Below are 21,727 nucleotides of genomic sequence, written 5' to 3' on the forward strand. Positions count from 1 at the left end.
TGATTGTTATGGAGTCTATAATTGTAAAGGGTGGAAACAGACTGTCTGGTTCCGTGAAAATAGAAGGTTCGAAAAATGCAGTGCTGCCGATAATGACGGCTTCGTTGCTTGCAGAGGACGGTGTATCCAAACTCGTCAATGTACCGCTGTTATCCGATGTGGATAATCTTGCCGATCTGCTCAAATATCTGGGAGCCGATGTGGAACGTGCAGACGGTTCAGTCAAGATCGACGCCACAGGGAAGATCGACTGCAAAGCGCCGTTTGATCTTGTCAGCAAGATGCGGGCAAGCATGCTTGTGATGGGTCCGATGCTTGCTAGATACGGATATTGCAACGTGGCGATGCCGGGTGGATGTGCTATCGGTTCAAGGCCTGTCGAGCAGCATATCAAAGGACTTGAAAAAATGGGCGTCACCTTCAGGACGGTGGATGGAAGCTTTGAGGGTACGGCAGACGGACGCCTGCAGGGAGCCAAGATCTACCTCGATTTCCCAAGTGTCGGAGCCACACAGAATCTGATCATGGCGGCCAGCCTGGCAGAAGGTACGACACACCTTGAAAATGTTGCCCGGGAACCTGAAATCATGGATCTCGCCAACTACATCAACGCGATGGGCGGCGATGTAGTTGGCGCCGGTACGGGGCATATTACCATCGAAGGTGTGGAGCGTCTCAGGGGAACTGAACATACAGTCATACCGGACCGCATAGAAGCAGGTACATTCATGATTGCCGGCGCGATTACCCAGAGTGAGATTGTGCTTGAAAATGTAATGACGGAACACCTGACTGCTCTGATTTCCAAGCTTGAAGAGGCGGGTGTGCGCATTGTACCTGAAGGTGAGTACAGCGTGCGCGTAGTACCCGATGGGCAACTGAGAGCAATACAGGTTAAAACGATGCCGCATCCCGGCTTCCCGACCGATATGCAGAGTCAGATGATGGCACTGCTTACCACGGTGGATGGCGTAAGCATCATCACCGAAACAATTTTTGAAAACCGGTTCATGCACGTTGACGAATTTGCTAAAATGAATGCCGATATCGATCTGCAGGAAAATCACGCCATCATCAAAGGCGTCAGGCAGTTGAACGGCGGCAGAGTGAGCGCGACCGATCTGAGAGCCGCAGCTGCCCTGATTCTTGCAGGTTTGGCAGCAGATGGTTATACTGTAGTTACCGAACTTAAGCACCTGGACCGCGGCTATGTCGATTTCCATAAGAAACTTGAAAAACTTGGAGCGGACATTGAACGGACAGGTGATGACACTGCACAGAAAAGTGCGGTAACACAGAAGTAAAGAGGTATGAATATGGCGGAGCAATCTAAAAAACTGGTACACCGCAGATTCCCATTGATCGTCCGGATCCTTTTATTCGTCTATATCGCTGTCATCGTCTTTTTTGTAGGACTTATGATCGGATTTGGCATACTCGATAATCCCATCGAAGTATTCCGTCTGGAGACGTGGGAACACATCATCAATTTGACCAAGGAATGATATTTAAATGTTGACTTATGACCAGATCAAAGCAATCATCCCGCACCGTCCCCCTTTCCTGCTCATTGACAGAGTGACGGATATAGAGCCGGGAGTAAAATGTACAGGCATCAAACAAGTTTCCGGAAATGAGCCTTTCTTCCCGGGACATTTTCCTGAATATGCTGTGATGCCGGGTGTACTTATCGTAGAAGCGCTTGCGCAGGTGGGTGCCGTGGCATTGCTTCAGGAAGAGCAGTTCAAGGGAAAACTGGCATTCTTTGCCGGGATAGATAAATGTAAGTTCAAAAAACAGGTGACGCCGGGGGATACTCTGGAATTGACTGTGGAGATCACAAAAATCAGAGGTCCGATCGGCAAAGGCGAGGCAGTCGCCACAGTCGACGGCGAAATTGCCTGCAAATGTGAAATCACATTTGCCATACAGGATACGAAAACATCCGATGACTAATCAATCATCGGATGTTTTCAATTCTGTCTTGGATTCCATCATCGCTGTGAACTCATTGAGCAGTTCGTCCCCTTCAAACCCTTCATCAATGAGCTGTGCGAGCAGATCCTCTGCATAGTTCGGATTCTGTGTAATGATATCCCCGGTGAAAATCAGGGAGACTGCGTTATCAATTTCATTCATTTCATTGAAGACACCTTTGAATCTGGCCGGCTCATTAGTCGGTCTGGTGATGGTGACGAGCAGATCGACTTCCTGTTCCACATACGGTTCCAGTATATCCTTGAAATCAGGTGATGTGGAGATCTCCAGCAGCCATGAATCTTCGCTGGTTTCCTTGTTGATGATGATGCCGTCAATGAGATCCAGGATGATGAAATTTCCTTCACGCTCGATTTTGACTTCGACGATCTTAAAAGACTTCATTCATGTACCCCTTTCGATTGTAAAGCTAAAAACAGCAGAATATATATAATTGCACGATAAAATTCTGCCGGGAGCAGAAATAACTGCAGATACAGTTTAATTGTATAGAAATCACAGATAAAATCAAATATCCGCCGTTTGCAGAAAATTTCACCGCCGCTTATCTTGTATACAGGAAGGGGGTGAAAAAGATGATGAACAAAGTTCTGCTGGTCGGCGAGCTTGTAAAGAATGTTACTCTGTCCCAGACTTCAAATGGAAGTATAAATTCTTTCATCATTGCCACGATACGTGTGCCCAAGGACGAGCGGAAGGGTAAGGAAATCCACTTCATATACTGCAAAGCGTTCGGAAAGGCGATACCGGGAGTGCTTTCAAGGGCCCAGGAAGGCGAGATACTGTGTGTCAGCGGACAGGTTGCATCAACCACCCATACAAAGCCGAATGGGGAAAAGGAATATGGCATGGAAATCTGGGCAGAGAGCGTAAAACCGATGCCGCAGAAAATGTCGGAGCAAAAGGACCTGGGCAACCCGTCAAAAATGATCGGCGATGCCATCAGGTATTACGACCATCATAATATTGTCACACAGAAATCTGTCCATGTATTGAACGATGGCGGGGACCAGCAGCTCACATCCGGCCGTGATGATCATCTGGAAGCCATTGAAAAAATCATTGGTGAAGTATCCGCCCCGGCGGATATGGATGGTTCCATTGCAGAAGCAGAACCTGATGCTGAAAATGAAGAGAATGAGCACGATGAAGAAAAATCACTTGCATAGTTGTTAGCCGCACCGCCACCCAATCTTTGAAAAATTCTACACTCACACACTACTCACCCGTCCTGCAGAAGGCTGAAAGCTGCGAAAAGGCATTCTGCAGGGCTTTTTTGTGTTTATCAAGATTGTAAAGCATTTCCTGGGAATGTTTTATTACAGCCGGCCCTGTATTGTTACGGCTGTCAGATAATAAGGATAATTCGTTTTTTTATCCGGGTTTAATGAATTTCCTGACAAATGCTTTAAGTATCAGCATTTGAGGACGGCGAAAAACGGATGATAACTTTTTAAGAAATGGAAAGCGGAGAAAAATGGCACTTAAACCGGGATTATCTGCAACAATGCATTTCCGGCGGAAACCTTACTGTAACACAACTGTAAAACAACGCTTAACATTTTATATTCCTGTAACCTACTGGATGATTTTGTCTGCTATAGTATTACCTAGTTGATTAACAGAACAGATGTTTAATCTTAAAATATTACATACCGATTAACGGGAGGAAATTATTCTTATGAAGAAGGTACTTACAGTAGGTGCAGCGGTTGCTGTATCCGGAACCCTGGCATACAGTGCAGAAGCAGCAAGCCATACAGTAGATACGGGTGATACTCTATGGGGTCTTGCTCAGGAAAACAATACTTCAGTAGAATCAATTAAAAGTTCGAACGATCTTTCTTCAGATATCATCGTGCCTGGCCAGGTACTTGAAATCGGCGGCGAAGAGAAAGCAGAAGAAAAAGCTGAAACGGCTGAAGAAGGTCTTTATACTATAAAAGCGGGCGACACTCTATTTGAAATCGCCCAGCAGTTCAATGTAACAGTCTCCGATCTTAAAGCATGGAACAATCTGTCGTCAGACCTTATCTTTGCAGGCAAAACAATCACTGTATCCGGTGAAAATGCAGAACAGGCTCCGGCAGTGGAGGCGCCGCAGGTTGAAGAAGAGCCGGCACAGCCAGCTAAGCCTGCACAGCAAAATGAAGCAGACAGCCAGGCACAGCAAGCAGAACAGGATGCAGCCGAGCAGCAGGCTCAGGAAGAAGCAGCACAGCAGCGTGCAGCAGAACAGGCGGCTGAAGAACGTGCAGCCGAGAGAGCCGCACAGCAACAGGAGCAACAGGAAAAACAGCAGGTGAAAACTGAAAACCAGTCCACTTCTGCAAACAGCAGTGGCCAGAACTGGGGAGCATTGGCCCAGTGTGAATCCGGTGGAAACTCAAGTGTTGTAAGCTCCAACGGTCTTTATCACGGTCTTTACCAGTTTGATGTTCAGACTTGGAAATCAGTAGGCGGCAGCGGACTGCCATCCCAGGCTTCTGCAGCCGAACAGACTAAGAGAGCGCAGATCCTGTTTGACCAAAGAGGTTCCCAGCCTTGGCCTGTATGCGGCTCAAGACTGTAGTACCAAATTTTCAATATGAATAGCCATCTCAGGCACCAGGCGAATACGCCCGGTGCTTTTTCAATTCAATTGACTTTGGTGGTGAGGTTTATTAATATTGGAACTAATCGGATAGAAATACCGCTAGGGGTGCTTTTTGCTGAGACGGCCGGCCGGCTGATCCCTTGGACCTGATCTGGATAATACCAGCGTAGGGAAGCGGGTCGGTACGGCATATTCATGCCCATTTACCTGAGCCCGTTTCCTGTTTCTGGAAACGGGTTTTATTTTATGGAAAAGGAGACATAACATGCTGACTGACAAAATGACGACGGATGCTGAACCTATCATATATGAGATTTACAACGGCGATTTCATACAGGGGCTCATCAGAGGGGATATTGACAGGGACTCTGTCATCCATTATCTGCAGGCGGATGCCCTGTATCTGGATGAATTTGCAAAAATATATGCGATGCTGATTGCCAAAACGGGATCGAGGGAAATGATAAAGTATCTGCTGGGACAGATGGAATTCGTGTTCGACGGTGAGAGCGGGGCACATGACACTTTGGCACAGGCTGTGGGCATGCCGTACGAAGAAATCATCGAATCGGGTGAGTGGTTCCCCTCTGCGGATCATTATATAAAGCATATGTATTATAATGTGTATGCAAGGGGCAATATAGCATTCACTCTCAGTGCGATGGCACCATGTCCATACGTATACCGGCGGATTGCAGGGCTGGCTATGGAAAATAACGATTTTGAAGAAGACCACCCTTACCGTGAATGGTTTGAGTTCTATAATAATGATATGGACGCGACGGTGGGTGTCATGTTCGACATCATCGACAATGAAAGCCAAATGATGACTGAAGAAGTGGCAGTACTCAGGAAAAATTTCATGGAGAGTGCGGAACATGAGCTGAGGTTCTTCAATATGGCCGCAACCAAAGAAAGATGGATGGAGGTGGGCGTGAATGCATAAATTCCCGATTGCACTGACAATAGCCGGAAACGACCCCACAGGCGGTGCAGGTATACTTGCCGACAGTAAAGCGTTTCATGCAAGAAGTGTATATGGCATGGCGGCGGTGACTTCCCTGACTGCCCAGAACACGATGGGGGTGCAGGATGTATATAATATACCTGCTGAATTTCTGGAGAGCCAGCTGCACAGCATCTTCAGTGATGAAGTGCCGCACGCCATGAAGAGCGGTATGATTGCGACAGTTGAAATGATGGAAGTGATTGCAGCAACCGTGAAAAAGCATGATATCCCGTATGTCATTGATCCGGTGATGATTGCCACCAGCGGAGACGCACTGATTGAAAAGGAATCAGTCGAATTTTTAAGGGAATCGCTCCTGCCGCTTGCAGCAAATGTGACACCAAACATACATGAGGCGGAAAAGATTGCGGGTATAAAAATCAACGATGGAGATGGTGTGAGGAAGGCAGCCAAAATCTTCCTGGATGAGCTTGGAATCCGGAGTGTAACGATAAAGGGCGGTCATCTTGACGGGGATGCCGTCGATTATCTGTTTACGAAAGACGGAGAGATAACAGTATCTTCTCCCCGCATTAATACAAACCACACCCACGGTACCGGGTGCACTTTTTCGGCTGTGATGACAGCTGAACTTGCCAAAGGGAGAACGATGGAAGAGAGTTTCAGGACGGCAAAGAAATATATAACATCAGCCATAAAAAATAGTCCCGGCATCGGAAAAGGCAGCGGTCCGGTCAATCATTTCAGTTTTAAAGGAGAATGATCATGGAACGTATTGAAAAACTGAGGAAAGAAAAACCTCTTGTCGTTTGCATCACAAATGATGTAGTGAAGAACTTCACGGCCAACGGCATGCTGGCGGCCGGGGCTTCCCCGATCATGAGCGGAGAAAGATCAGAAGCGGGGGATCTCATGAAAGCGGCTTCCGCGCTTCTTGTCAATATCGGGACAGCAGATAAGCAAAAATATGAACTCATGGATGAAATGATGAGGGAAGCGGATAATAATGGTGTACCTATTGTCTTTGATCCGGTAGGTTACGGCGCATCCGGTTTCCGTGTCAGTATCACGGATACGTTGCTCGCCCGTCATCAGGTTTCCCTGATCAAGGGAAATGCGGGTGAAATGCATGCATTGTCCGGAGAAGAAAGCAGCCTCAAAGGTGTCGACTCGATGGAAAAAACAGATACCATGGAAATTGCCAGGGCAGTCTATAGAAAATTCGGCGTTCCTTCTCTTGTAACAGGCGAACGGGACGCTCTTGTGACAGGGAATAATGAAATGATTATGGCCAACGGTCACGGTCTGCAGGGAAGAATTACTGGATCAGGATGCCTGCTCGGAGCATTGACAGCAGGTTTCATCGGCATTGAAGGGCGGTTTGATGAGGAAGCGGTAGTGGATGCAGTCAGTTACTACAATCTCTGTGCCGAAGCGGCCGCCGGTAAAATACGGGTGCCGGCACCAGGCTCATTCATGACCATACTCATCGATGAATTGTACCTGAATGAAGACAGCCTGCTTGAAGAAAAGATGGTGGAGGTCTATTGATGGACAGAGGCGCACTCAGGTTATATTTCATCTGCGGAAGCCGTAATGCAGGAGACAGACCGCTTCATGTCATCGAAGAGTCATTGAAGCATGGTGTGACCATGTTCCAGCTCAGGGAAAAAGGCGCCAATGCATTGGCAGGAGAGGAACTTTTCAACTTTGCTCTTGATATTAAAAAACTCTGCCGGAAATATGATGTGCCATTCATTATCAACGATGAGCCGGATCTTGCTGAAAAGGTGGGGGCTGATGGCATCCACCTTGGACAGGATGATATGGATATTGCACTGCTCCCCCCTTATTTCGATGATAAGATCATCGGACTTTCTGTAAGGGACCGGAGTGAGCTTGGGCAAAGTGATATCAGCAAGGTGGATTATATCGGCACCGGGCCGGTTTTTGCCACCGGGTCAAAGGATGATGCCGGTGAAGCGATAGGGGTGGAAGGCCTGGAAAATATGAGGAGAATGATCGGCACGCTCCCCATGGTGGCCATCGGGGGCATAACCCGTGAAAATTACAGGGAATGCCTGGATTACGGGGCAGACGGCGTGTCACTCATTTCTGGAATCGCTGCGGCGAAGGACACAAAAAGGGCGGTTGAAGGGTTCCTGTAATCTGCCGGACATTAAATATACTCAATTAACCTTTGGAAATTGATTTTTTTACATCCCTGTTTATGGTACAATGCTTTTTATGTGAGATATTTTTTTTGAGGTGAAAAAATGAGTAAAAAATGGCTCTTCCCCGTAATGATCGGCCTGGTGCTTGTACTCTCCGGCTGTGATTATTCCCAGGAAGAAAACAGGGACGGTTTTTTCTTTAATACATTCGTACAGCCGATGGATTCACTGCTGCATTGGCTTGGTGATAATCTCGGCCATAACTATGGTATGGCAATCATCCTTATCACACTTATTGTCCGTCTGGCTATTTTCCCATTCATGATGCGTACATATAAGAACCAGATGATGATGCGCGAGAAGATGAAGATAGTCAAACCTGAAATGGAAGAAATTCAGAAGAAGACGAAAGTTGCCACTACACAGGAAGAAAAGATGGAAGCACAGCAGGAAATGATGGCACTGTACAAAAAGCACGGTATCAATCCGCTTAACATGGGCTGTCTGCCAATCTTCATCCAGATGCCGATTGTCATGGCATTGTATTTCGCTCTCAGATTCCCTTCAGAAGGCGGTATTACGGAGTATCCGGAATTCCTCTGGATGAACCTGACAGAGACCGATTATTTCATGGTCGCAATCGCAGGTCTCGTATATGCCGGCCAGGCATTTGTATCCATGCAGTTCGTACCGGAAGAACAGCGCAAACAGATGCAGCTGTTCATGTACATCTCCCCGATCATGATCATCTGGATTTCATTGATATCACCTTCCGCACTCCCATTATACTGGGCAGTCGGCGGTATATTCCTGATATTCCAGACGTGGGCAGGTAATACATTCTACAAGAAAAAAGTAGCCGAAGAGATGGCACCGATCATCGAAGCGCATGAAAGAGAGAAAGCTGAAAAAGAACAGCGTATAAAAAATGCGAAAGTGATGCCTAAGAAAAAGCGCAAGAAGAAAAAATAATACCTGCTGACCAGAACGCCCCTTCCAGATACATGGAAGGGGCGTTGTGTTTTATAAAATTGGTGAAATGAGATTGGCAAAGCTTTCTTTGATACGTATCCAATTGCTTCTTGAATCGTATATCTCTTCAGTGAGAATTGTTGAATCCATTGCATCTTTTTCAAAAATCTTCCGGTATGCCGCCGCCTGTTCTGCATCGTATATGAAAGCATTAACTTCAAAGTTAAGCAGAAAACTTCTGTTATCGATATTCGTCGTTCCGATACTGATCACTTCGTCATCAATCATAAGGACTTTCTGGTGGAGGAATCCTTTTTCGTAAATATGGACCGTCGCTCCCATTTTGACCATTGCGCCGACATTTGAATAGGTACCCCAGTAGACGAATGGGTGGTCCGGCATATTTGGAATCATGATATTGACTTTTATGCCGCTCAGGATAGCAATCCTGACTGCTTCAAGAAACGACTGGTCCGGTATGAAATAGGGCGTCTGGATATAGATATGCTTTTTGGCATGGTAGATCATTTTGATATAACCGTATTTGATCTGTTGCCATTTTTCATCAGGGCCGCTTGAAGCGATCTGTATCGGATTTTCACCATGGTTGGGAATGTTATCCGGAAAATACCTCTCTTCCCGGGTCAGGTTGTTACGTCCGGAATGTGAGTTCCAGTCCAGCATAAATCTGAGCTGCAGGGATTTAACAGCTTCTCCGCTGATCTTCAGGTGTGTATCCCGCCAGAAACCGAATTTTTTACTCAGGCCGAGATACTCGTCGCCGACATTGAAACCGCCGACGTATCCGACATCACCGTCGATGACTACAATCTTCCGGTGGTTTCTGTAATTCATCCGGGGGTTGATCAGGGGCAGCATGTTTGGGAAAAATGACTCAACCTGTCCGCCTTCATTCCTGAATTTCCTGAAATTACGAAGACTGAGGCCCCTGGAACCTATATCATCGTAGAGAATTCTGACGGTGACCCCTTCCTTCTGCTTTTGGAGCAATGCGTCGTAGAGCTCTTTGCCAAGATTATCAAGTCTGAAAATATAGTACTGGAAATGGATGTGGTCTTTGGCATTGCGGATGTCGGCGAGCAGACTGTCGAATTTATCCCGTCCATTTACAAATGTCTCGATGGAATTATTGAATGTCAAAAAAGACTGGTTATTATACAGGAGCATGTGAATCAGTTTCTTGTGTTTTTTGGCAACCGGATTCGTAAAATCCAGAGTGTCACCATTTAATTCATCCAGCTGTTCCTCCACCAGGTGCTCCAGCCCCACTTTTTCATTTTCGTCAATGACAAAAAGCTTCTTGTTGTATATCGTACGGCCGAAAAGGATGTAGATGAAGAAGCCGATGACGGGCAGGAAAAACAGGACGAGTATCCAGGCCCATACACTCTGGGCGCTGCGCCGTTCCAGGAAAATCAGGCCGAGGGCGAGCAGAAAGTTGATGGTGATTATAATCAGGGTGATGATAGTCATTACACCTGTGCTGAAAAAGTAGTCGAATATTAACCAGTCCATGATATTCACCTCATTACCATTCTATTATATTTCGATGGATATTTAAAATTTTGTAATATTTATTTTGTAAAATGTATAGAAAAAGCGGCTTTAAAAGGGTAAAATATATATAAGACGTATATGAAGGAGTGTCATTATGCATAAAAACGACAATTCAAAAGTCAAACAAGTCGTCACGATGCTAAATGAACTCGGGGTCAAAGTCAAGGTTTCGAGATCTAGATTTGAAATTATGAATCGCATCGCACACAATGAGAAACTGCGATTAAAAGAACAGAACATTTAAATTAAACCGCAGCCGGTTTTCCGGCTGCGGTTTAATTTATGCTTTCCCGGCGATACTCATGGAAATATATGCTCATGATTATGCCGATTGCAATCATGTTCGCCCATAAGCCACTTCCCCCGTAGCTGAGGAAAGGGAGTGGGATGCCTGTAATTGGAAGAAGCTGGATCGTCATGCCGATATTCTGGAATACATGGAACATGAGCAGGGACAGGTAGCCTATGATGAAGTAAGAAGAAAAACTGTCATTGACTGTCACTGCAATTCTGAACAGGTGGAGCATCAGCATGAAAAGAAGGACGATTACTGCAGTGGATCCCAGAAAGCCGAATTCCTCCCCTATGATTGTAAAGATAAAATCGGTGTGGTTTTCGGGGATATATATGATGCCGTCACTGAACCCTTTGCCGGTGATCTCACCGGACCCGATTGCCTTAAGAGAATTGCTGAGCTGGAAGCCGCCCTCGGTGACGTAGTCTTCGGGCTGCAGCCAGGAATAGATCCGCTCAAACTGATAGGGATGGATGCCCAGATATCGTTCCAGATAATCCGGTCTGTACAGAATGCCGAGTATCAGGGCACCGCCGATTGTTGCAGCAACAGCAAGAGTTGGAAGAATCAGCCACCAGCTGATGCCGGAGACGACAATCATACCAAGCAGTATGGCAAGCATCACGAGTGTTGTACCCAGGTCATTCTGGACGAGAATGAACACCATGGGAAGTATCGAGACGATAAACATCTTGGACAGCAATTTGACATCATCGGTCAAATCATTCGTCAACTTATATCTGTTATGCTGACTGACAACATAAGCAAGAGTAAGTATGTATATGATTTTGACTAACTCTGACGGCTGGATGCTGAAAAATCCGAACTGATACCAGCTTTTTGCACCATTGATGATAGGTGTGACCGGTGAAACCGGCGCAAAGAAAAGTACCATGAGTGAAAGGACCCCCACGCCGTAAATGATCCATACATACTGTTTCATCCATTTGACAGGAATGAAAGTCAGCACAAAGACCATGAAGAAGCCCGACACATAGAAAATTATTTGGCGGACGCTGAAATCTGTCCCATACTGGCCGCTTGTCATCGCAGAACGGATCATTATGATACTCACTACACCAAGGATTGTGACCAGCAGAAGGAGCAGCCAGTCGACCCGGGCGAGTATATTTGTATTTTGTCTTTTATATCCTTGTTTGTTATCCAAGAATTTCACCTTACCCATATTGAAATCATCTTTTAATTATACACTATTATGACTCTGGTTTTTAATATTATCATAACAACTTTGGACAATTCCACAGCTTTGTGTTGTCATTTCCGTGAACTTCATTAGTGATAGAGACCGGTGACTGTATTATAATGTAGAGGACTCCCGGCTTGATATAATAAACAGAAGGAATGGTAATTTCTTATGATCGAAGTGACAATAGGGCAAATTGCAGAATTTTGTAATGGAAAACCCAACAAAGCTGCTGAAGCAATTAAAAATGAAAAAGTGAAAGGTGTCTCCATAGATACCCGTACCATAGAAAAAGGGAACCTTTTCATCCCGTTTTTGGGCGAAAATGCGGATGGACACAGATTCATAGATGATGCATTTGAGAAAGGTGCCTCCATCTCCCTTACGGAACATGAAATTGATGAAGGGGACCCGAGACCGCTGATCAGAGTGGAGGATGGACTAGATGCACTGCAGACGATTGCCCGTGAGCACCTGCATATAGTGGGGCCGAAAGTCATTGCAATCACTGGTTCAAACGGTAAAACGACGACAAAGGATATGCTCGAATGCCTGCTGGCGCCGCACTACAGGGTACAGAAGACAATCGGCAACTACAACAATGAAATCGGGCTGCCTCTGACGATACTCCAGCTCGATGCTGATACTGAAATCTCGATACTCGAGATGGGGATGGATGCAGAGGGGGACATAGACTTCCTCAGCAAAATGACTGCGCCTGATGTGGCGGTCATCACCAATGTAGGGGAGTCCCACATCGAAAAACTTGGTTCACGGGAAAACATCGCTGCAGCCAAGTATGAGATCGTAAACGGATTGAAACGTTCGGGGACCTTCATCTATTCCCGCGATTATCCGCTGCTCGAGCAGATCGTCGACCGGGAAGCGGATTACAGGATCAGGACGGCCGGCATGGATAGGGCAAATGACGTTCAAATCAGCCATGTTGAGCAGACCGATGACGGTACCCACTTCAATGTCCCGGGCATTGACGAAGCTGTTGAAATCCCTCAGCTCGGTGCCCATAATGCTTCCAATGCAACGCTTGCACTGCTTGCTGCCGAGGCTTTGGGGCTCGGCATGGCAGAGGTCAAAGGGCATTTCAAAAGCCTGCAGGTGACTGACATGCGCATGCAGAGGGTAGAGCACAGTACGGGAACATTGTTCATAAACGATGCATACAACGCCAGTCCGTCCAGCATGAAAAGCGCAATCGATACTGTCGGCAACATGGGGCACGGTTTCAAAATCCTCGTCTTGGCTGATATACTCGAGCTCGGCACATACAGAAAGGAACTTCACGAATCAATCGGCGGGCATATCAACGCATCCTCCCATGAATTTGATTTGATCCTGACGTACGGAGACGATGCACGCATGATCCATGACACGGTTGTTGGCACAAAAAAAGCGCATTTTGATTCTTTGGAAACACTCGCCGGAGCGTTGGAGGGGCATCTCGGACCGGACACTGTCATCCTGCTGAAGGGTTCAAGGGGGATGGCTGTCGAAAGGGTGATCGATCATCTCGGCTAAAATCGGGATTTTATTCCTGCATGGATATACGGGTGGCAGACATGAACTCGAGCCGTTGTTCGTCTACCTTAAATCCCGTTATGAATTCGAATATGAATTCCCGGTCTACCCGGGGCACGGTACAGTTCTGGACCTGAAGAAAGTGACCGGCGATGAATGGTACCAGGAAGCATGGGATGCCTATACTGAGCTCCGGAAACGGGTGAACAGGATCTATGTCATCGGTTTTTCCATGGGCGGTGTATTTGGTGCGCATATTGCGCAAAAGGAGAACGTGGAGAAACTGCTGCTGATTGCGCCCGCATTCGACTATACGAAGATCACGAAGCTCGGGGAACTCGGGCTGACGCCGACACATTTCAGTGAGCACATGAAACTGAACATGTACGGAAAGATAAAAGGCAGGGTCAAAGATATTCCATTCAGAGCTTTCCAGGAATTCAAAGCGATTGTCGAAACGAAGAAAGAGGGTTTGGAGAATATATCAGCGGATACTCTGATCGTTCACGGAAAGCTGGATCTCCTGGTGCCGTATAAATCGAGTATACGGGCAGCGGAAAGGATTCCCGGGGCAGGACTTGAACTCTTGGACAGCGCGCCGCACCTGTTTGCCTATACGGAGGAGAGCCAGCTTGAACTGAACATATCAGCGGAAAGGTTCCTTTTCAAAGACGGCTAAACCGCACTTGTATAAACACACCGATGATGTTAGAATAGAGAAGTTATGCGTAACGAAAATGAGAAACGAAAAGTCAAAGGAGACTCTAAATTTGAAGTTTTTTAAACAATTAGGTGTCAGTGATGAAACCTTAAAATCACTGGAAGAAATGGGATTTGAGACACCAACCCCGATACAGGAAGAGAGCATCCCGTTTGCTCTTGAAAGAAAAGATATTTTAGGCCAGGCACAGACTGGTACTGGTAAAACTGGTGCATTCGGTATCCCGATCATTGAAAACACTGAAAAGCAGGGCGGCACGCAGGTGCTGATCCTGACGCCGACACGCGAATTGGCAGTACAGGTGAGCGAACAGCTCAAAAAATTCGCCAAGTACAAGAAACTTGGTGTAAATGTAATTTTCGGCGGGATGAGCATCGAACGCCAGATCAAGGACCTCAAAAGACGTCCGGAAATCATCGTAGGTACACCAGGCCGTATCATCGACCATATCAAGAGGAAGACACTGAAGCTTGAAAGCATCAAGACACTTGTCCTCGACGAAGCGGATGAGATGATGAACATGGGCTTCATCGATGATGTGAAATTCATCATGTCCGGTCTTCCGGAAGAAGACAGGCAGACACTGCTGTTCTCTGCAACAATGCCTGCAGCGATACAGGAGCTTGTCACAAGGTTCATGAACAATCCTCAGATTGTCAAAACAATGAACCAGGGCGCAAGCGACCCTCAGATCGAAGAGTTCTATACAATTGTGAAAGAACTTGAAAAGCTGGATGTATTCACGAATTTCCTGGATACCCACCAGCCGGAACTTGCAATCGTCTTCGGGCGTACGAAACGCCGTGTTGATGAACTGACAAGTGCACTGATTGCCAAAGGCTACCGCGCAGAAGGCCTTCACGGGGACATCACCCAGTCAAAACGGCTTGAAGTGCTTAAGAAATTCCGCAATAATGCACTCGATATCCTTGTAGCGACGGATGTGGCTGCAAGGGGTCTGGACATTTCAGGCGTATCCCACGTATACAACTTCGACATCCCGCAGGATGCAGAAAGCTATACGCACAGGATCGGCCGTACGGGCCGTGCAGGAAAAGAAGGCATGGCACTCACTTTCGTCAACCCGGTTGAGATGGATTATCTCAGAATGATCGAGAACGAAAAGAAGAAAACAATCCTTGCTTTGAGACCGCCGAATAAAAAGGAAGTCCAAAAAGCGAGAGAGAAAGAGATTTTCGAAAAGATCCAGCTCTGGATATCCCAAAATGACAGTGATCATACAAAGGATATCGCCAGGCGTCTGCTTGAAGAAAACGGATCTGAAGATGTGGTTGCAGCACTGCTGAATGAATTCTTCTTCAGCAAAACGGATGACAGCATCCAGCTGTCATTCGAAAAACCGCTGACAAGAAAAGGCGGGAACCGCCGCGGCGGCAAAAAACCGTTCAGGAAGGGCCGCGGCGACCAGAGAAGAGGCGGCGGCAAGCGTAACGACCGCAGTGGCGGCCGCCAGCAGAAAGGGCAGCGCAGAGGCAGCAGCCAGGGCGGACGTACTTTCAAAGACCATATGAAATAGGATTCATGCTACCCACGTGCCGGAATTTTTCCGTTACGTGGGTGTTTTATTATATATGAGGACCCGTTTCGATATATAATTGAAGAAAAATGAAATTTGAATTAGAGTTATAATAGATAAATATATTGACGGGGGGTACTTATGAACGAGATACATAAACATGTTGTTCATTATTTGAGAGTGCGCCATTTCTGGCAGTTCCTGCTGTGGGCGGCTCTTGGTGCAGGTGTGAGTGCTGCTGCTGTATATTTCGATCTTCCTGACTGGATATACTGGGCGGTTGCGGGCGTGCTGGCACTTGATTTCCTCATTGTCGGGCTCACGAGGCCCTCTGTATATTACAGGGTGACCCGGTATGTTCTCCGGGGGGAGGTCCTGATTGTACGGACAGGGTTTTTCAGGATTTCCACAAAAATGATTCCGCTCCGGCGGATCCAGGGGGCTGTACTTTCAACAGGACCGGTTTCAAGAAAATATGATCTGGCGAACCTCACAGTGAAGACTGCGAGTACGGTATTCCATATGCCCCCGTTGAAAACACATGAGGCAGAGCGGCTCAAACTTGAGATCATCAACATGGTGAAGGGGGAGCAAACAGATGTATAGTCCCGAAAAACTCCATCCTGTTGCCTATTTGGGCAGTGTGGTCAACGGTTTCAAAAATTTATGGATACCGATTATTATTGTTCTGTTCAATTCGAGGGAGGCCATTTTTTCAGGAAATATCTCACTGAAATATTTTCTGATTTCAGGGGGCATCCTCATCCTCGCTGTCGTGCTTTTCGGGGGATATGATTTCCTCAACAAGTTCCGGACGCGTTTTTGGATCGAGGACGGCAAGTTCATATACAAAGACGGCGTGATCTCCAACAGGGAAAAAGAACTGGATATCAGCCGCATACAGTCCATTGATTTCAACGAACCGATATTCCACAGGATATTCGGGGCGGTCAAGCTGGATATCATCACCCCCGGGGAAGGCATTAAGATAGATACCATCAAAAAGTCACAGGCCCAGTCCATCCAATCCATCCTGTACAATGAAATGGATCAGCTGGACAGTGCGGTGGAAATCGGTGCATACAGCCGGTGGCCGAGAGAAGAGGCGCCTGGCGAAAGCCAGTCTGAGCAATTCGTTACGCTGTATCGGATGACCGGCAAAGCCCTCATTCTCATGAGCATGACAAGCGGAGCACTCGGAGCATTCCTGGCCATAGTATTCGGGTTCATCAACCTCATCGGGGCGAACTTCCTCATAGAACGCTATTTCGAAGTTTTCGAAGGGCTGGTGCAGAACATATTCCTGGCCCTCGGCATAGCTGTCCTCATTTTCATCACTGCAGGATATATAATGGGCATTCTGATATTGTCCATCAAATACTACAACTACACACTGAAGATGAAATCTGATGATCTTGTCGTGGAATACGGACTTCTTGAAAAGAAGCACAGAAGTGTCAATGTCACAAGAGTCCAGAACATCATCATCAAGGACTCGCTCATCCGGCGCATGATCGGCTATTATTCCCTGTCGGTGACGATAACAAGTGACTCCCTGGACAGTGAGGAGATCGACGGCAAAGTGGAACTGCTGCCGTTCATCAGGAAAAAGCGGCTTTATGAAATCATTGATGAAATATTCCCGAATTATCATGTTGAATTGCCGGAGAGAACCGTTCCGTTCAGAGGCTACAGGAGATATTTCCAGGTGATGCTCTCCATCATCGTCATCATCACCGGCATTGTCCAGTACTTCTGGTTCGGTTATGCATGGATCATCGGTCTGGCAGTCGCGGCGGTATTTATCGTTTCAGGGATATACAGCGCAAGGAATACAGGATACAAGATCCATGAAGATGAAATCAATATGATGGCGACGGGGTTCTTCTCAAGATCCCATTTCGTAATCAAGCATGAAAAGGTGATCCAGGCGGAACGGGTGGTCAATCCATTCCTCAGGCGTGCGGATCTTGGTGTCATTACTCTTGTCACAGCCGCCGGCATGATGGGCTCCAGTGCATCTTTGAAATTCATAGATAAAGAAGACATCGAAAAGATTTGGAACTGGGCGGAAAGGGGGCATTCAAATGGAGAAGATATCGCCGAAAGCGATCAGAGTATGGCGGATCAGTGAAGCGATAGTTGCCGGGGTAGTGCTCCTTTTGGCCCTGGGAGCATTCCTCCTGTCGCAGTTTGTGTGGGACTGGCTGCCGTGGTGGATTTCGCTGATCATATTCGGTTTCTTCCTCTACGGATGTATATTCCAGGTCTGGCTGTTTCCTGCGCTGAAATATAAATACTTCCGCTACAAGGTGCTTGAAGACGAGGTTAAGATACACAGCGGGATATGGATCAAAAGACAGTTGTCGGTCCCTTTATTCCGCGTACAGAACATCGATACGCATGTCGGCCCGCTGATGAGACGTTTCGGGCTGAAGAGCATTACCCTCCGGACGTCTGCCGAGAGAATCGAAATTCCCGAGCTTGAAGCGGACCGGGCGGACGGGCTCAGAAATGACATAAGGGCACTTATTAATGAGAATACGAGGCGGGAAATATGATTATTGGACTGGGTACGGATATTATAGAGATAAGCCGTGTAAGAGAAATCGAGTCGCGCAGCAACCGGCTCTCGAGGAGGATTCTGTCAGACTCTGAGATGGCGCATTATGATACACTGAAAATTGAAAAGCGGAGGATGGAATACCTGGCCGGCCGGTTTGCGGTGAAGGAGGCATACAGCAAGGCGCTTGGGACCGGGATCGGAAAAAGTGCTGCCTTCCAGGATGTCATATGCATGAATGATTCCAGGGGCAAACCGTTTATCGAAGGTGACAAAAGAGCGCATGTGTCTATTTCACATGCCGATGAATATGCAACAGCAACCGTGATTCTAGAAGAAATTTAGGAGGCCTGTACGTGTCGGAAAAATACTATAGACATACCGTGGTTGACGTGGATTTGGAAGCGGTGCATGAGAATTACAGAATGATACAGAACCTGCATCCGGACAAGACATTCATTGCTGTCGTGAAAGCCAATGCATACGGACTTGGCAGCGTGACTGTGGCCGGGCACCTTGCCGCGCGGGGCGTCGGTTTTTTCGCAGTTGCCACACTGGATGAGGCAATCGAACTCCGCATGCACGGCATACGGGAAAAGATGCTTGTGCTCGGGGCGATTCCTCCTGAAAATATCAACAAGGCGATCCAGCACCGCATTGCCGTCACTGCACCCAATTTGGAATGGCTGGAGGAGGCAGAGAACAGCATAGACGGCAGATATGACAAGGAAGTGTGGATCCATATCAAGGTGAATTCGGGCATGAACCGGCTCGGAACTTCCGATATCGGGGAAATCACCCGCATGATCGAAGTAATCGACAGCAATGAGCATTTCGTATATGAAGGGATCTACAGCCATTTCAGTTCCGCCGACATTGGTTCGGACGTGAACGGTCGGGAATATGATGAATTCAAAAGGATTGCAGGGGCAGTCAAAAGGCCGCAGTATGTGCATATCCAGAATTCCGCCGGGGCACTCCGGCTCAGAGATGACTTCTGCAATGCAATCCGTGTCGGCATCTCTTTATACGGGTATTATACCTCCGAATATATCGAAAGTATTGCTGAAGTGGAACTGAAACCCTCTGTCACGCTCACGACCAGAGTGATGGATATGCATACATTGTCTGAAGGTGAAGGGGTCAGCTACGGCCTGGCCTACCATGCGCGGGGCAGGGAGAAGATTGCCACCCTGCCGATAGGATATGCCGACGGACTCCTCCGGAGACAGACGGGATATGAAGTCCGGCTTGAAGACGGCACGAATTGCCCGATTACAGGCCGGGTCTGCATGGACTCGGCGATGATCAGTGTACCTGAATCTGCAGAAATCGGTGACAGGGTGATCATCGTAGACCCGGACAGGGAATCAGACCAGTCGATGGAAAACTACAGCGTACATTCGGACACGATTTCCTATGAATCACTGACGGCATTATCCAGGAGAATCCCCCGTATATACCGAGGGGGAAATGCAGGATTCGTGCATAATGAAGTGTTAAAATGAACTAGTAATGATATTTTATCCATGTTATAGTTGACATAAGTTTAATGTTACCGGGGAGTGGTCACGTAATGAGCAGCGCAGCATTGTTTGGCAGTATTGAACTTTCTCTTGAACACGGATATATCGAAATGAGCGAGATTAATCTATCAATCGCCTGTGAGAGCGAAGAACTGGAATGTGAAGCCTGGCAGTCGAACGAGGATTTTCTCGTCTACAGTAAAGATGGTGAATAGATGAAAAGAGGAGAAGTATATCTTGCGGATCTGTCGCCGGTCCAGGGCTCTGAGCAGGGTGGTAAACGCCCGGTGGTGATCATACAGAACAACATCGGCAACTATCACAGTCCGACTGTGATAGTTGCGGCCATTACCGGCAGAATCAACAAAGCCAAGATCCCGACCCATGTGGAGATATCAAAGGATACATACAATCTGGACAAAGACTCAGTAATACTTCTTGAACAGATAAGAACGGTGGATAAGAAAAGGCTTAAAGAGAAGCTTACATATTTGAATAGTGATAAGATGAAGGAAGTGGACAAGGCTTTGAAGATCAGTTTGGAACTCATGCCTCCCAAGTCCGGAAAATCTGAATCGAAAACCTGATGGACTTTTGTGCGCAAAAGTCTTTTTTCAGTCCGAGGTGATTTATTTTGACGTATATAGACGATCTTGTTAATAAATATAGAGAGATACTCAATCTGTATCTCTATGGCGAAGATGCTGACAAAGCATTCGACTGGTGCCAGTCGTTCAGTGAGGAAGTAATCGAGATGGATACCTCGCCCGAGGAAATCGTGTCGCTGCACATCGATCTGCTTGAGGATATGGAAGTCGAGGATGGCGAACTTGTAAAAAAGTCCCTTGATATACTGCAGGAAGTCATCATAACTTTCGGCTTTACATACAGGGATTATAAATCCATGATGAACAAACTCAAAATCCATGACAAAGAGATGGATGTCGCTTCCAGTCTTCAGGAGACGATGCTGAAAGCTGAAATCCCGACGTTTGAAACGATGAAGATCGGTGCAATCAGTGTGCCGGCAAGAAAAGTGAGCGGTGACTATTTCAATATCATCGATCACAATGACGGTATGCTCAGTTTCGCTGTGGCGGATGTCATAGGTAAGGGAATTCCCGCTGCAATTGCCATGACGATGATCAAATTCGGTATGGATTCCTACGGCTATTCCCAGCTGCCGAGCGACAGTCTGAAAAAACTGAACCGTGTTGTCGAGAAGAACGTCAACCAGAACATGTTCGTGACCATGTTCTACGGACTGTATGACCATAATACCAATATGCTCTATTATTCCTCCGCAGGACATGAACCGGCGCTCCTGTACCGCTATGAAATGGATGAATTCGAAGAGATCGATGCGAAGGGGATTGTCCTCGGAGTCAAAGATCATGCAAGGTATGAACAGAAGGAAATAGAAATCGGCAATAACGATATGATCATCGTGTTTACGGATGGTGTGACCGAGCTCAGGAAGCATGATGACACCTTCATCGATTTTGAGGACGTCAAAGATATGATCCGGGAAGTCAGAGACCACCATCCCCAGGACATCGTCCAGTATATATACGAGTCATTGATGCGCATGCAGAATCCGCATAAAAAAGATGATTTGACGCTTTTCATATTAAAAAACAATAAAGAATAAAATTTATGTTTCGACCCATGTTTTAACGGGTAAAAGCCGGAAGGTCTATGTATTTATGGAAAATGGGAGTGTAATCTTAATGAATATCAATATCGATACAACTGAAAAAGAACAAGAATACCTGATTGTGCTGGATGGGGAACTTGATTTGTATACAGCGCCTGAACTGCAGAAAGTTCTGGATCCCATCAGGCAGTCCGGCAGTCATGACGTCACAATCGATCTGACGGACGTGAGCTATATGGACTCCACCGGACTCGGTATTTTTGTCGGTACATTGAAGGACCTTAACCAGCATGACCGTGAACTCCGCGTGACAGGAGTTTCGAACAGGATTCTCAGATTGTTCGAGATTACAGGACTTCGTGACTTGATGCATATCAACGAAGCGTCGGAGGTTGAATAG

Annotated in this window: 26 protein-coding genes and 1 riboswitch; of the genes, 23 read left to right on the forward strand and 3 right to left on the reverse strand. The window is 46.9% G+C overall.

Annotated features, from left to right (window positions below):
- Positions 1–8 precede the first annotated feature (8 nt).
- The 3 genes from murA to fabZ are packed head-to-tail and all read left to right on the forward strand — an operon-like array spanning position 9 to position 1,956.
- Positions 9–1,304 carry a UDP-N-acetylglucosamine 1-carboxyvinyltransferase gene (gene murA, locus WN59_RS06010; RefSeq protein ID WP_046514189.1) on the forward strand — a complete coding sequence of 432 codons (1,296 nt, stop codon included), beginning with the start codon at positions 9–11 and terminating at the stop codon, positions 1,302–1,304.
- A 12-nt stretch (positions 1,305–1,316) separates the two neighbouring features.
- Positions 1,317–1,505, forward strand: coding sequence for a DNA-directed RNA polymerase subunit beta (locus WN59_RS06015; RefSeq protein WP_046514192.1), 189 nt, complete (start codon positions 1,317–1,319; stop codon positions 1,503–1,505).
- 7 nt (positions 1,506–1,512) lie between these two features.
- Positions 1,513–1,956 (forward strand): 3-hydroxyacyl-ACP dehydratase FabZ, encoded by a 444-nt coding sequence (gene fabZ, locus WN59_RS06020; RefSeq protein WP_046514196.1) that lies wholly within the window; start codon positions 1,513–1,515, stop codon positions 1,954–1,956.
- Here the strand turns inward: fabZ and WN59_RS06025 are convergent, their stop codons facing one another.
- Positions 1,957–2,382: a YwpF family protein gene (locus WN59_RS06025; RefSeq protein ID WP_046514200.1), complete on the reverse strand. Its 426-nt coding sequence runs from the start codon at positions 2,380–2,382 to the stop codon at positions 1,957–1,959.
- Between the two features lie 191 nt (positions 2,383–2,573).
- Between WN59_RS06025 and WN59_RS06030 the strand changes: the two genes are divergently transcribed.
- From WN59_RS06030 to yidC, 7 genes are all read left to right on the forward strand, one after another.
- Positions 2,574–3,167 (forward strand): single-stranded DNA-binding protein, encoded by a 594-nt coding sequence (locus tag WN59_RS06030; protein ID WP_046514204.1) that lies wholly within the window; start codon positions 2,574–2,576, stop codon positions 3,165–3,167.
- Positions 3,168–3,679: 512 nt separating this feature from the next.
- A complete protein-coding gene (locus WN59_RS06035; protein WP_046514207.1) occupies positions 3,680–4,570 on the forward strand; it encodes a transglycosylase family protein in 891 nt (296 codons plus the stop codon).
- A 115-nt stretch (positions 4,571–4,685) separates the two neighbouring features.
- Positions 4,686–4,784, forward strand: a riboswitch (TPP riboswitch).
- Between the two features lie 75 nt (positions 4,785–4,859).
- Complete coding sequence (tenA, locus tag WN59_RS06040; protein ID WP_046514211.1) at positions 4,860–5,540, forward strand: thiaminase II; 681 nt, start codon at positions 4,860–4,862, stop codon at positions 5,538–5,540.
- Positions 5,533–6,327 carry a bifunctional hydroxymethylpyrimidine kinase/phosphomethylpyrimidine kinase gene (thiD, locus tag WN59_RS06045; RefSeq protein ID WP_046514214.1) on the forward strand — a complete coding sequence of 265 codons (795 nt, stop codon included), beginning with the start codon at positions 5,533–5,535 and terminating at the stop codon, positions 6,325–6,327. The genes tenA and thiD overlap by 8 nt, the downstream gene beginning before the upstream one ends.
- 2 nt (positions 6,328–6,329) lie before the next feature.
- Positions 6,330–7,115, forward strand: a complete 786-nt coding sequence (gene thiM / locus WN59_RS06050; RefSeq protein WP_046514217.1) for a hydroxyethylthiazole kinase — start codon at positions 6,330–6,332, stop codon at positions 7,113–7,115.
- Entirely contained in the window at positions 7,115–7,732 is a 618-nt protein-coding gene (gene thiE, locus WN59_RS06055; protein ID WP_046514220.1) for a thiamine phosphate synthase, read from the forward strand. The genes thiM and thiE overlap by 1 nt, the downstream gene beginning before the upstream one ends.
- Before the next feature lie 108 nt (positions 7,733–7,840).
- The gene (yidC, locus tag WN59_RS06060; RefSeq protein WP_046514224.1) at positions 7,841–8,710 is read left to right on the forward strand and encodes a membrane protein insertase YidC; all 870 of its coding nucleotides are present in this window, start codon (positions 7,841–7,843) and stop codon (positions 8,708–8,710) included.
- A gap of 51 nt (positions 8,711–8,761) precedes the next feature.
- On the opposite strand, the gene cls is transcribed toward yidC, so the two are convergent.
- Complete coding sequence (cls, locus tag WN59_RS06065) at positions 8,762–10,246, reverse strand: cardiolipin synthase (RefSeq protein WP_082099185.1); 1,485 nt, start codon at positions 10,244–10,246, stop codon at positions 8,762–8,764.
- Positions 10,247–10,382: 136 nt separating this feature from the next.
- Here cls and WN59_RS13895 point away from each other — a divergent pair, with 136 nt between their 5' ends.
- Complete coding sequence (locus WN59_RS13895) at positions 10,383–10,532, forward strand: Lmo0850 family protein (protein ID WP_017549589.1); 150 nt, start codon at positions 10,383–10,385, stop codon at positions 10,530–10,532.
- Between the two features lie 31 nt (positions 10,533–10,563).
- On the opposite strand, the gene WN59_RS06070 is transcribed toward WN59_RS13895, so the two are convergent.
- Positions 10,564–11,769 (reverse strand): FtsW/RodA/SpoVE family cell cycle protein, encoded by a 1,206-nt coding sequence (locus WN59_RS06070; RefSeq protein WP_046514228.1) that lies wholly within the window; start codon positions 11,767–11,769, stop codon positions 10,564–10,566.
- Positions 11,770–11,958: 189 nt separating this feature from the next.
- On the opposite strand from WN59_RS06070, the gene WN59_RS06075 reads away from it, so the two are divergent.
- The 12 genes from WN59_RS06075 (at position 11,959) to WN59_RS06125 (ending at position 21,727) form a co-directional block, all read left to right on the forward strand.
- Positions 11,959–13,323, forward strand: coding sequence for a UDP-N-acetylmuramoyl-tripeptide--D-alanyl-D-alanine ligase (locus WN59_RS06075; protein WP_046514232.1), 1,365 nt, complete (start codon positions 11,959–11,961; stop codon positions 13,321–13,323).
- A 16-nt stretch (positions 13,324–13,339) separates the two neighbouring features.
- A complete protein-coding gene (locus WN59_RS06080) occupies positions 13,340–14,002 on the forward strand; it encodes an alpha/beta hydrolase (RefSeq protein WP_156172398.1) in 663 nt (220 codons plus the stop codon).
- A gap of 58 nt (positions 14,003–14,060) precedes the next feature.
- Positions 14,061–15,581, forward strand: coding sequence for a DEAD/DEAH box helicase (locus tag WN59_RS06085; protein ID WP_408005392.1), 1,521 nt, complete (start codon positions 14,061–14,063; stop codon positions 15,579–15,581).
- Positions 15,582–15,722: 141 nt separating this feature from the next.
- Complete coding sequence (locus WN59_RS06090) at positions 15,723–16,187, forward strand: PH domain-containing protein (protein WP_046514244.1); 465 nt, start codon at positions 15,723–15,725, stop codon at positions 16,185–16,187.
- Positions 16,180–17,715, forward strand: a complete 1,536-nt coding sequence (locus tag WN59_RS06095; RefSeq protein WP_046514249.1) for a PH domain-containing protein — start codon at positions 16,180–16,182, stop codon at positions 17,713–17,715. The genes WN59_RS06090 and WN59_RS06095 overlap by 8 nt, the downstream gene beginning before the upstream one ends.
- Complete coding sequence (locus WN59_RS06100; protein ID WP_046514252.1) at positions 17,669–18,142, forward strand: PH domain-containing protein; 474 nt, start codon at positions 17,669–17,671, stop codon at positions 18,140–18,142. The genes WN59_RS06095 and WN59_RS06100 overlap by 47 nt, the downstream gene beginning before the upstream one ends.
- Positions 18,139–18,489, forward strand: a complete 351-nt coding sequence (gene acpS / locus WN59_RS06105) for a holo-ACP synthase (protein ID WP_046514255.1) — start codon at positions 18,139–18,141, stop codon at positions 18,487–18,489. Before WN59_RS06100 ends, acpS begins: the two co-directional genes overlap by 4 nt.
- A gap of 11 nt (positions 18,490–18,500) precedes the next feature.
- On the forward strand, positions 18,501–19,652 hold the full coding sequence (alr, locus tag WN59_RS06110) for an alanine racemase (protein WP_046514258.1): 1,152 nt from the start codon (positions 18,501–18,503) through the stop codon (positions 19,650–19,652).
- A gap of 68 nt (positions 19,653–19,720) precedes the next feature.
- The gene (locus tag WN59_RS13720) at positions 19,721–19,885 is read left to right on the forward strand and encodes a hypothetical protein (RefSeq protein ID WP_197073393.1); all 165 of its coding nucleotides are present in this window, start codon (positions 19,721–19,723) and stop codon (positions 19,883–19,885) included.
- Positions 19,886–20,257: a type II toxin-antitoxin system PemK/MazF family toxin gene (locus WN59_RS06115; RefSeq protein WP_017549578.1), complete on the forward strand. Its 372-nt coding sequence runs from the start codon at positions 19,886–19,888 to the stop codon at positions 20,255–20,257.
- 56 nt (positions 20,258–20,313) lie between these two features.
- Positions 20,314–21,321, forward strand: a complete 1,008-nt coding sequence (locus WN59_RS06120) for a SpoIIE family protein phosphatase (protein ID WP_046514418.1) — start codon at positions 20,314–20,316, stop codon at positions 21,319–21,321.
- A gap of 79 nt (positions 21,322–21,400) precedes the next feature.
- Positions 21,401–21,727 carry an anti-sigma factor antagonist gene (locus WN59_RS06125; RefSeq protein WP_046514262.1) on the forward strand — a complete coding sequence of 109 codons (327 nt, stop codon included), beginning with the start codon at positions 21,401–21,403 and terminating at the stop codon, positions 21,725–21,727.

Origin of the sequence: Salinicoccus sediminis (assembly GCF_000986795.1) — a bacterium.
Lineage (GTDB): Bacteria > Bacillota > Bacilli > Staphylococcales > Salinicoccaceae > Salinicoccus > Salinicoccus sediminis.

Bases quoted from the DNA above. Each gene is read 5' to 3' on its own strand.
- WN59_RS06035 (WP_046514207.1), top strand. From the start codon at position 3,680: ATGAAGAAGGTACTTACAGTAGGTGCAGCGGTTGCTGTATCCGGAACC.
- yidC (WP_046514224.1), top strand. From the start codon at position 7,841: ATGAGTAAAAAATGGCTCTTCCCCGTAATGATCGGCCTGGTGCTTGTA.
- WN59_RS06030 (WP_046514204.1), top strand. From the start codon at position 2,574: ATGATGAACAAAGTTCTGCTGGTCGGCGAGCTTGTAAAGAATGTTACT.
- WN59_RS13895 (WP_017549589.1), top strand. From the start codon at position 10,383: ATGCATAAAAACGACAATTCAAAAGTCAAACAAGTCGTCACGATGCTA.
- WN59_RS06125 (WP_046514262.1), top strand. From the start codon at position 21,401: ATGAATATCAATATCGATACAACTGAAAAAGAACAAGAATACCTGATT.
- WN59_RS06025 (WP_046514200.1), bottom strand. From the start codon at position 2,382: ATGAAGTCTTTTAAGATCGTCGAAGTCAAAATCGAGCGTGAAGGAAAT.
- WN59_RS06115 (WP_017549578.1), top strand. From the start codon at position 19,886: ATGAAAAGAGGAGAAGTATATCTTGCGGATCTGTCGCCGGTCCAGGGC.
- WN59_RS06085 (WP_408005392.1), top strand. From the start codon at position 14,061: ATGAGAAACGAAAAGTCAAAGGAGACTCTAAATTTGAAGTTTTTTAAA.
- WN59_RS06015 (WP_046514192.1), top strand. From the start codon at position 1,317: ATGGCGGAGCAATCTAAAAAACTGGTACACCGCAGATTCCCATTGATC.
- WN59_RS06100 (WP_046514252.1), top strand. From the start codon at position 17,669: ATGGAGAAGATATCGCCGAAAGCGATCAGAGTATGGCGGATCAGTGAA.
- WN59_RS06090 (WP_046514244.1), top strand. From the start codon at position 15,723: ATGAACGAGATACATAAACATGTTGTTCATTATTTGAGAGTGCGCCAT.
- murA (WP_046514189.1), top strand. From the start codon at position 9: ATGGAGTCTATAATTGTAAAGGGTGGAAACAGACTGTCTGGTTCCGTG.
- thiM (WP_046514217.1), top strand. From the start codon at position 6,330: ATGGAACGTATTGAAAAACTGAGGAAAGAAAAACCTCTTGTCGTTTGC.
- acpS (WP_046514255.1), top strand. From the start codon at position 18,139: ATGATTATTGGACTGGGTACGGATATTATAGAGATAAGCCGTGTAAGA.
- WN59_RS06075 (WP_046514232.1), top strand. From the start codon at position 11,959: ATGATCGAAGTGACAATAGGGCAAATTGCAGAATTTTGTAATGGAAAA.
- thiD (WP_046514214.1), top strand. From the start codon at position 5,533: ATGCATAAATTCCCGATTGCACTGACAATAGCCGGAAACGACCCCACA.
- WN59_RS06070 (WP_046514228.1), bottom strand. From the start codon at position 11,769: ATGGGTAAGGTGAAATTCTTGGATAACAAACAAGGATATAAAAGACAA.
- WN59_RS13720 (WP_197073393.1), top strand. From the start codon at position 19,721: ATGAGCAGCGCAGCATTGTTTGGCAGTATTGAACTTTCTCTTGAACAC.
- tenA (WP_046514211.1), top strand. From the start codon at position 4,860: ATGCTGACTGACAAAATGACGACGGATGCTGAACCTATCATATATGAG.
- WN59_RS06095 (WP_046514249.1), top strand. From the start codon at position 16,180: ATGTATAGTCCCGAAAAACTCCATCCTGTTGCCTATTTGGGCAGTGTG.
- thiE (WP_046514220.1), top strand. From the start codon at position 7,115: ATGGACAGAGGCGCACTCAGGTTATATTTCATCTGCGGAAGCCGTAAT.
- fabZ (WP_046514196.1), top strand. From the start codon at position 1,513: ATGTTGACTTATGACCAGATCAAAGCAATCATCCCGCACCGTCCCCCT.
- cls (WP_082099185.1), bottom strand. From the start codon at position 10,246: ATGGACTGGTTAATATTCGACTACTTTTTCAGCACAGGTGTAATGACT.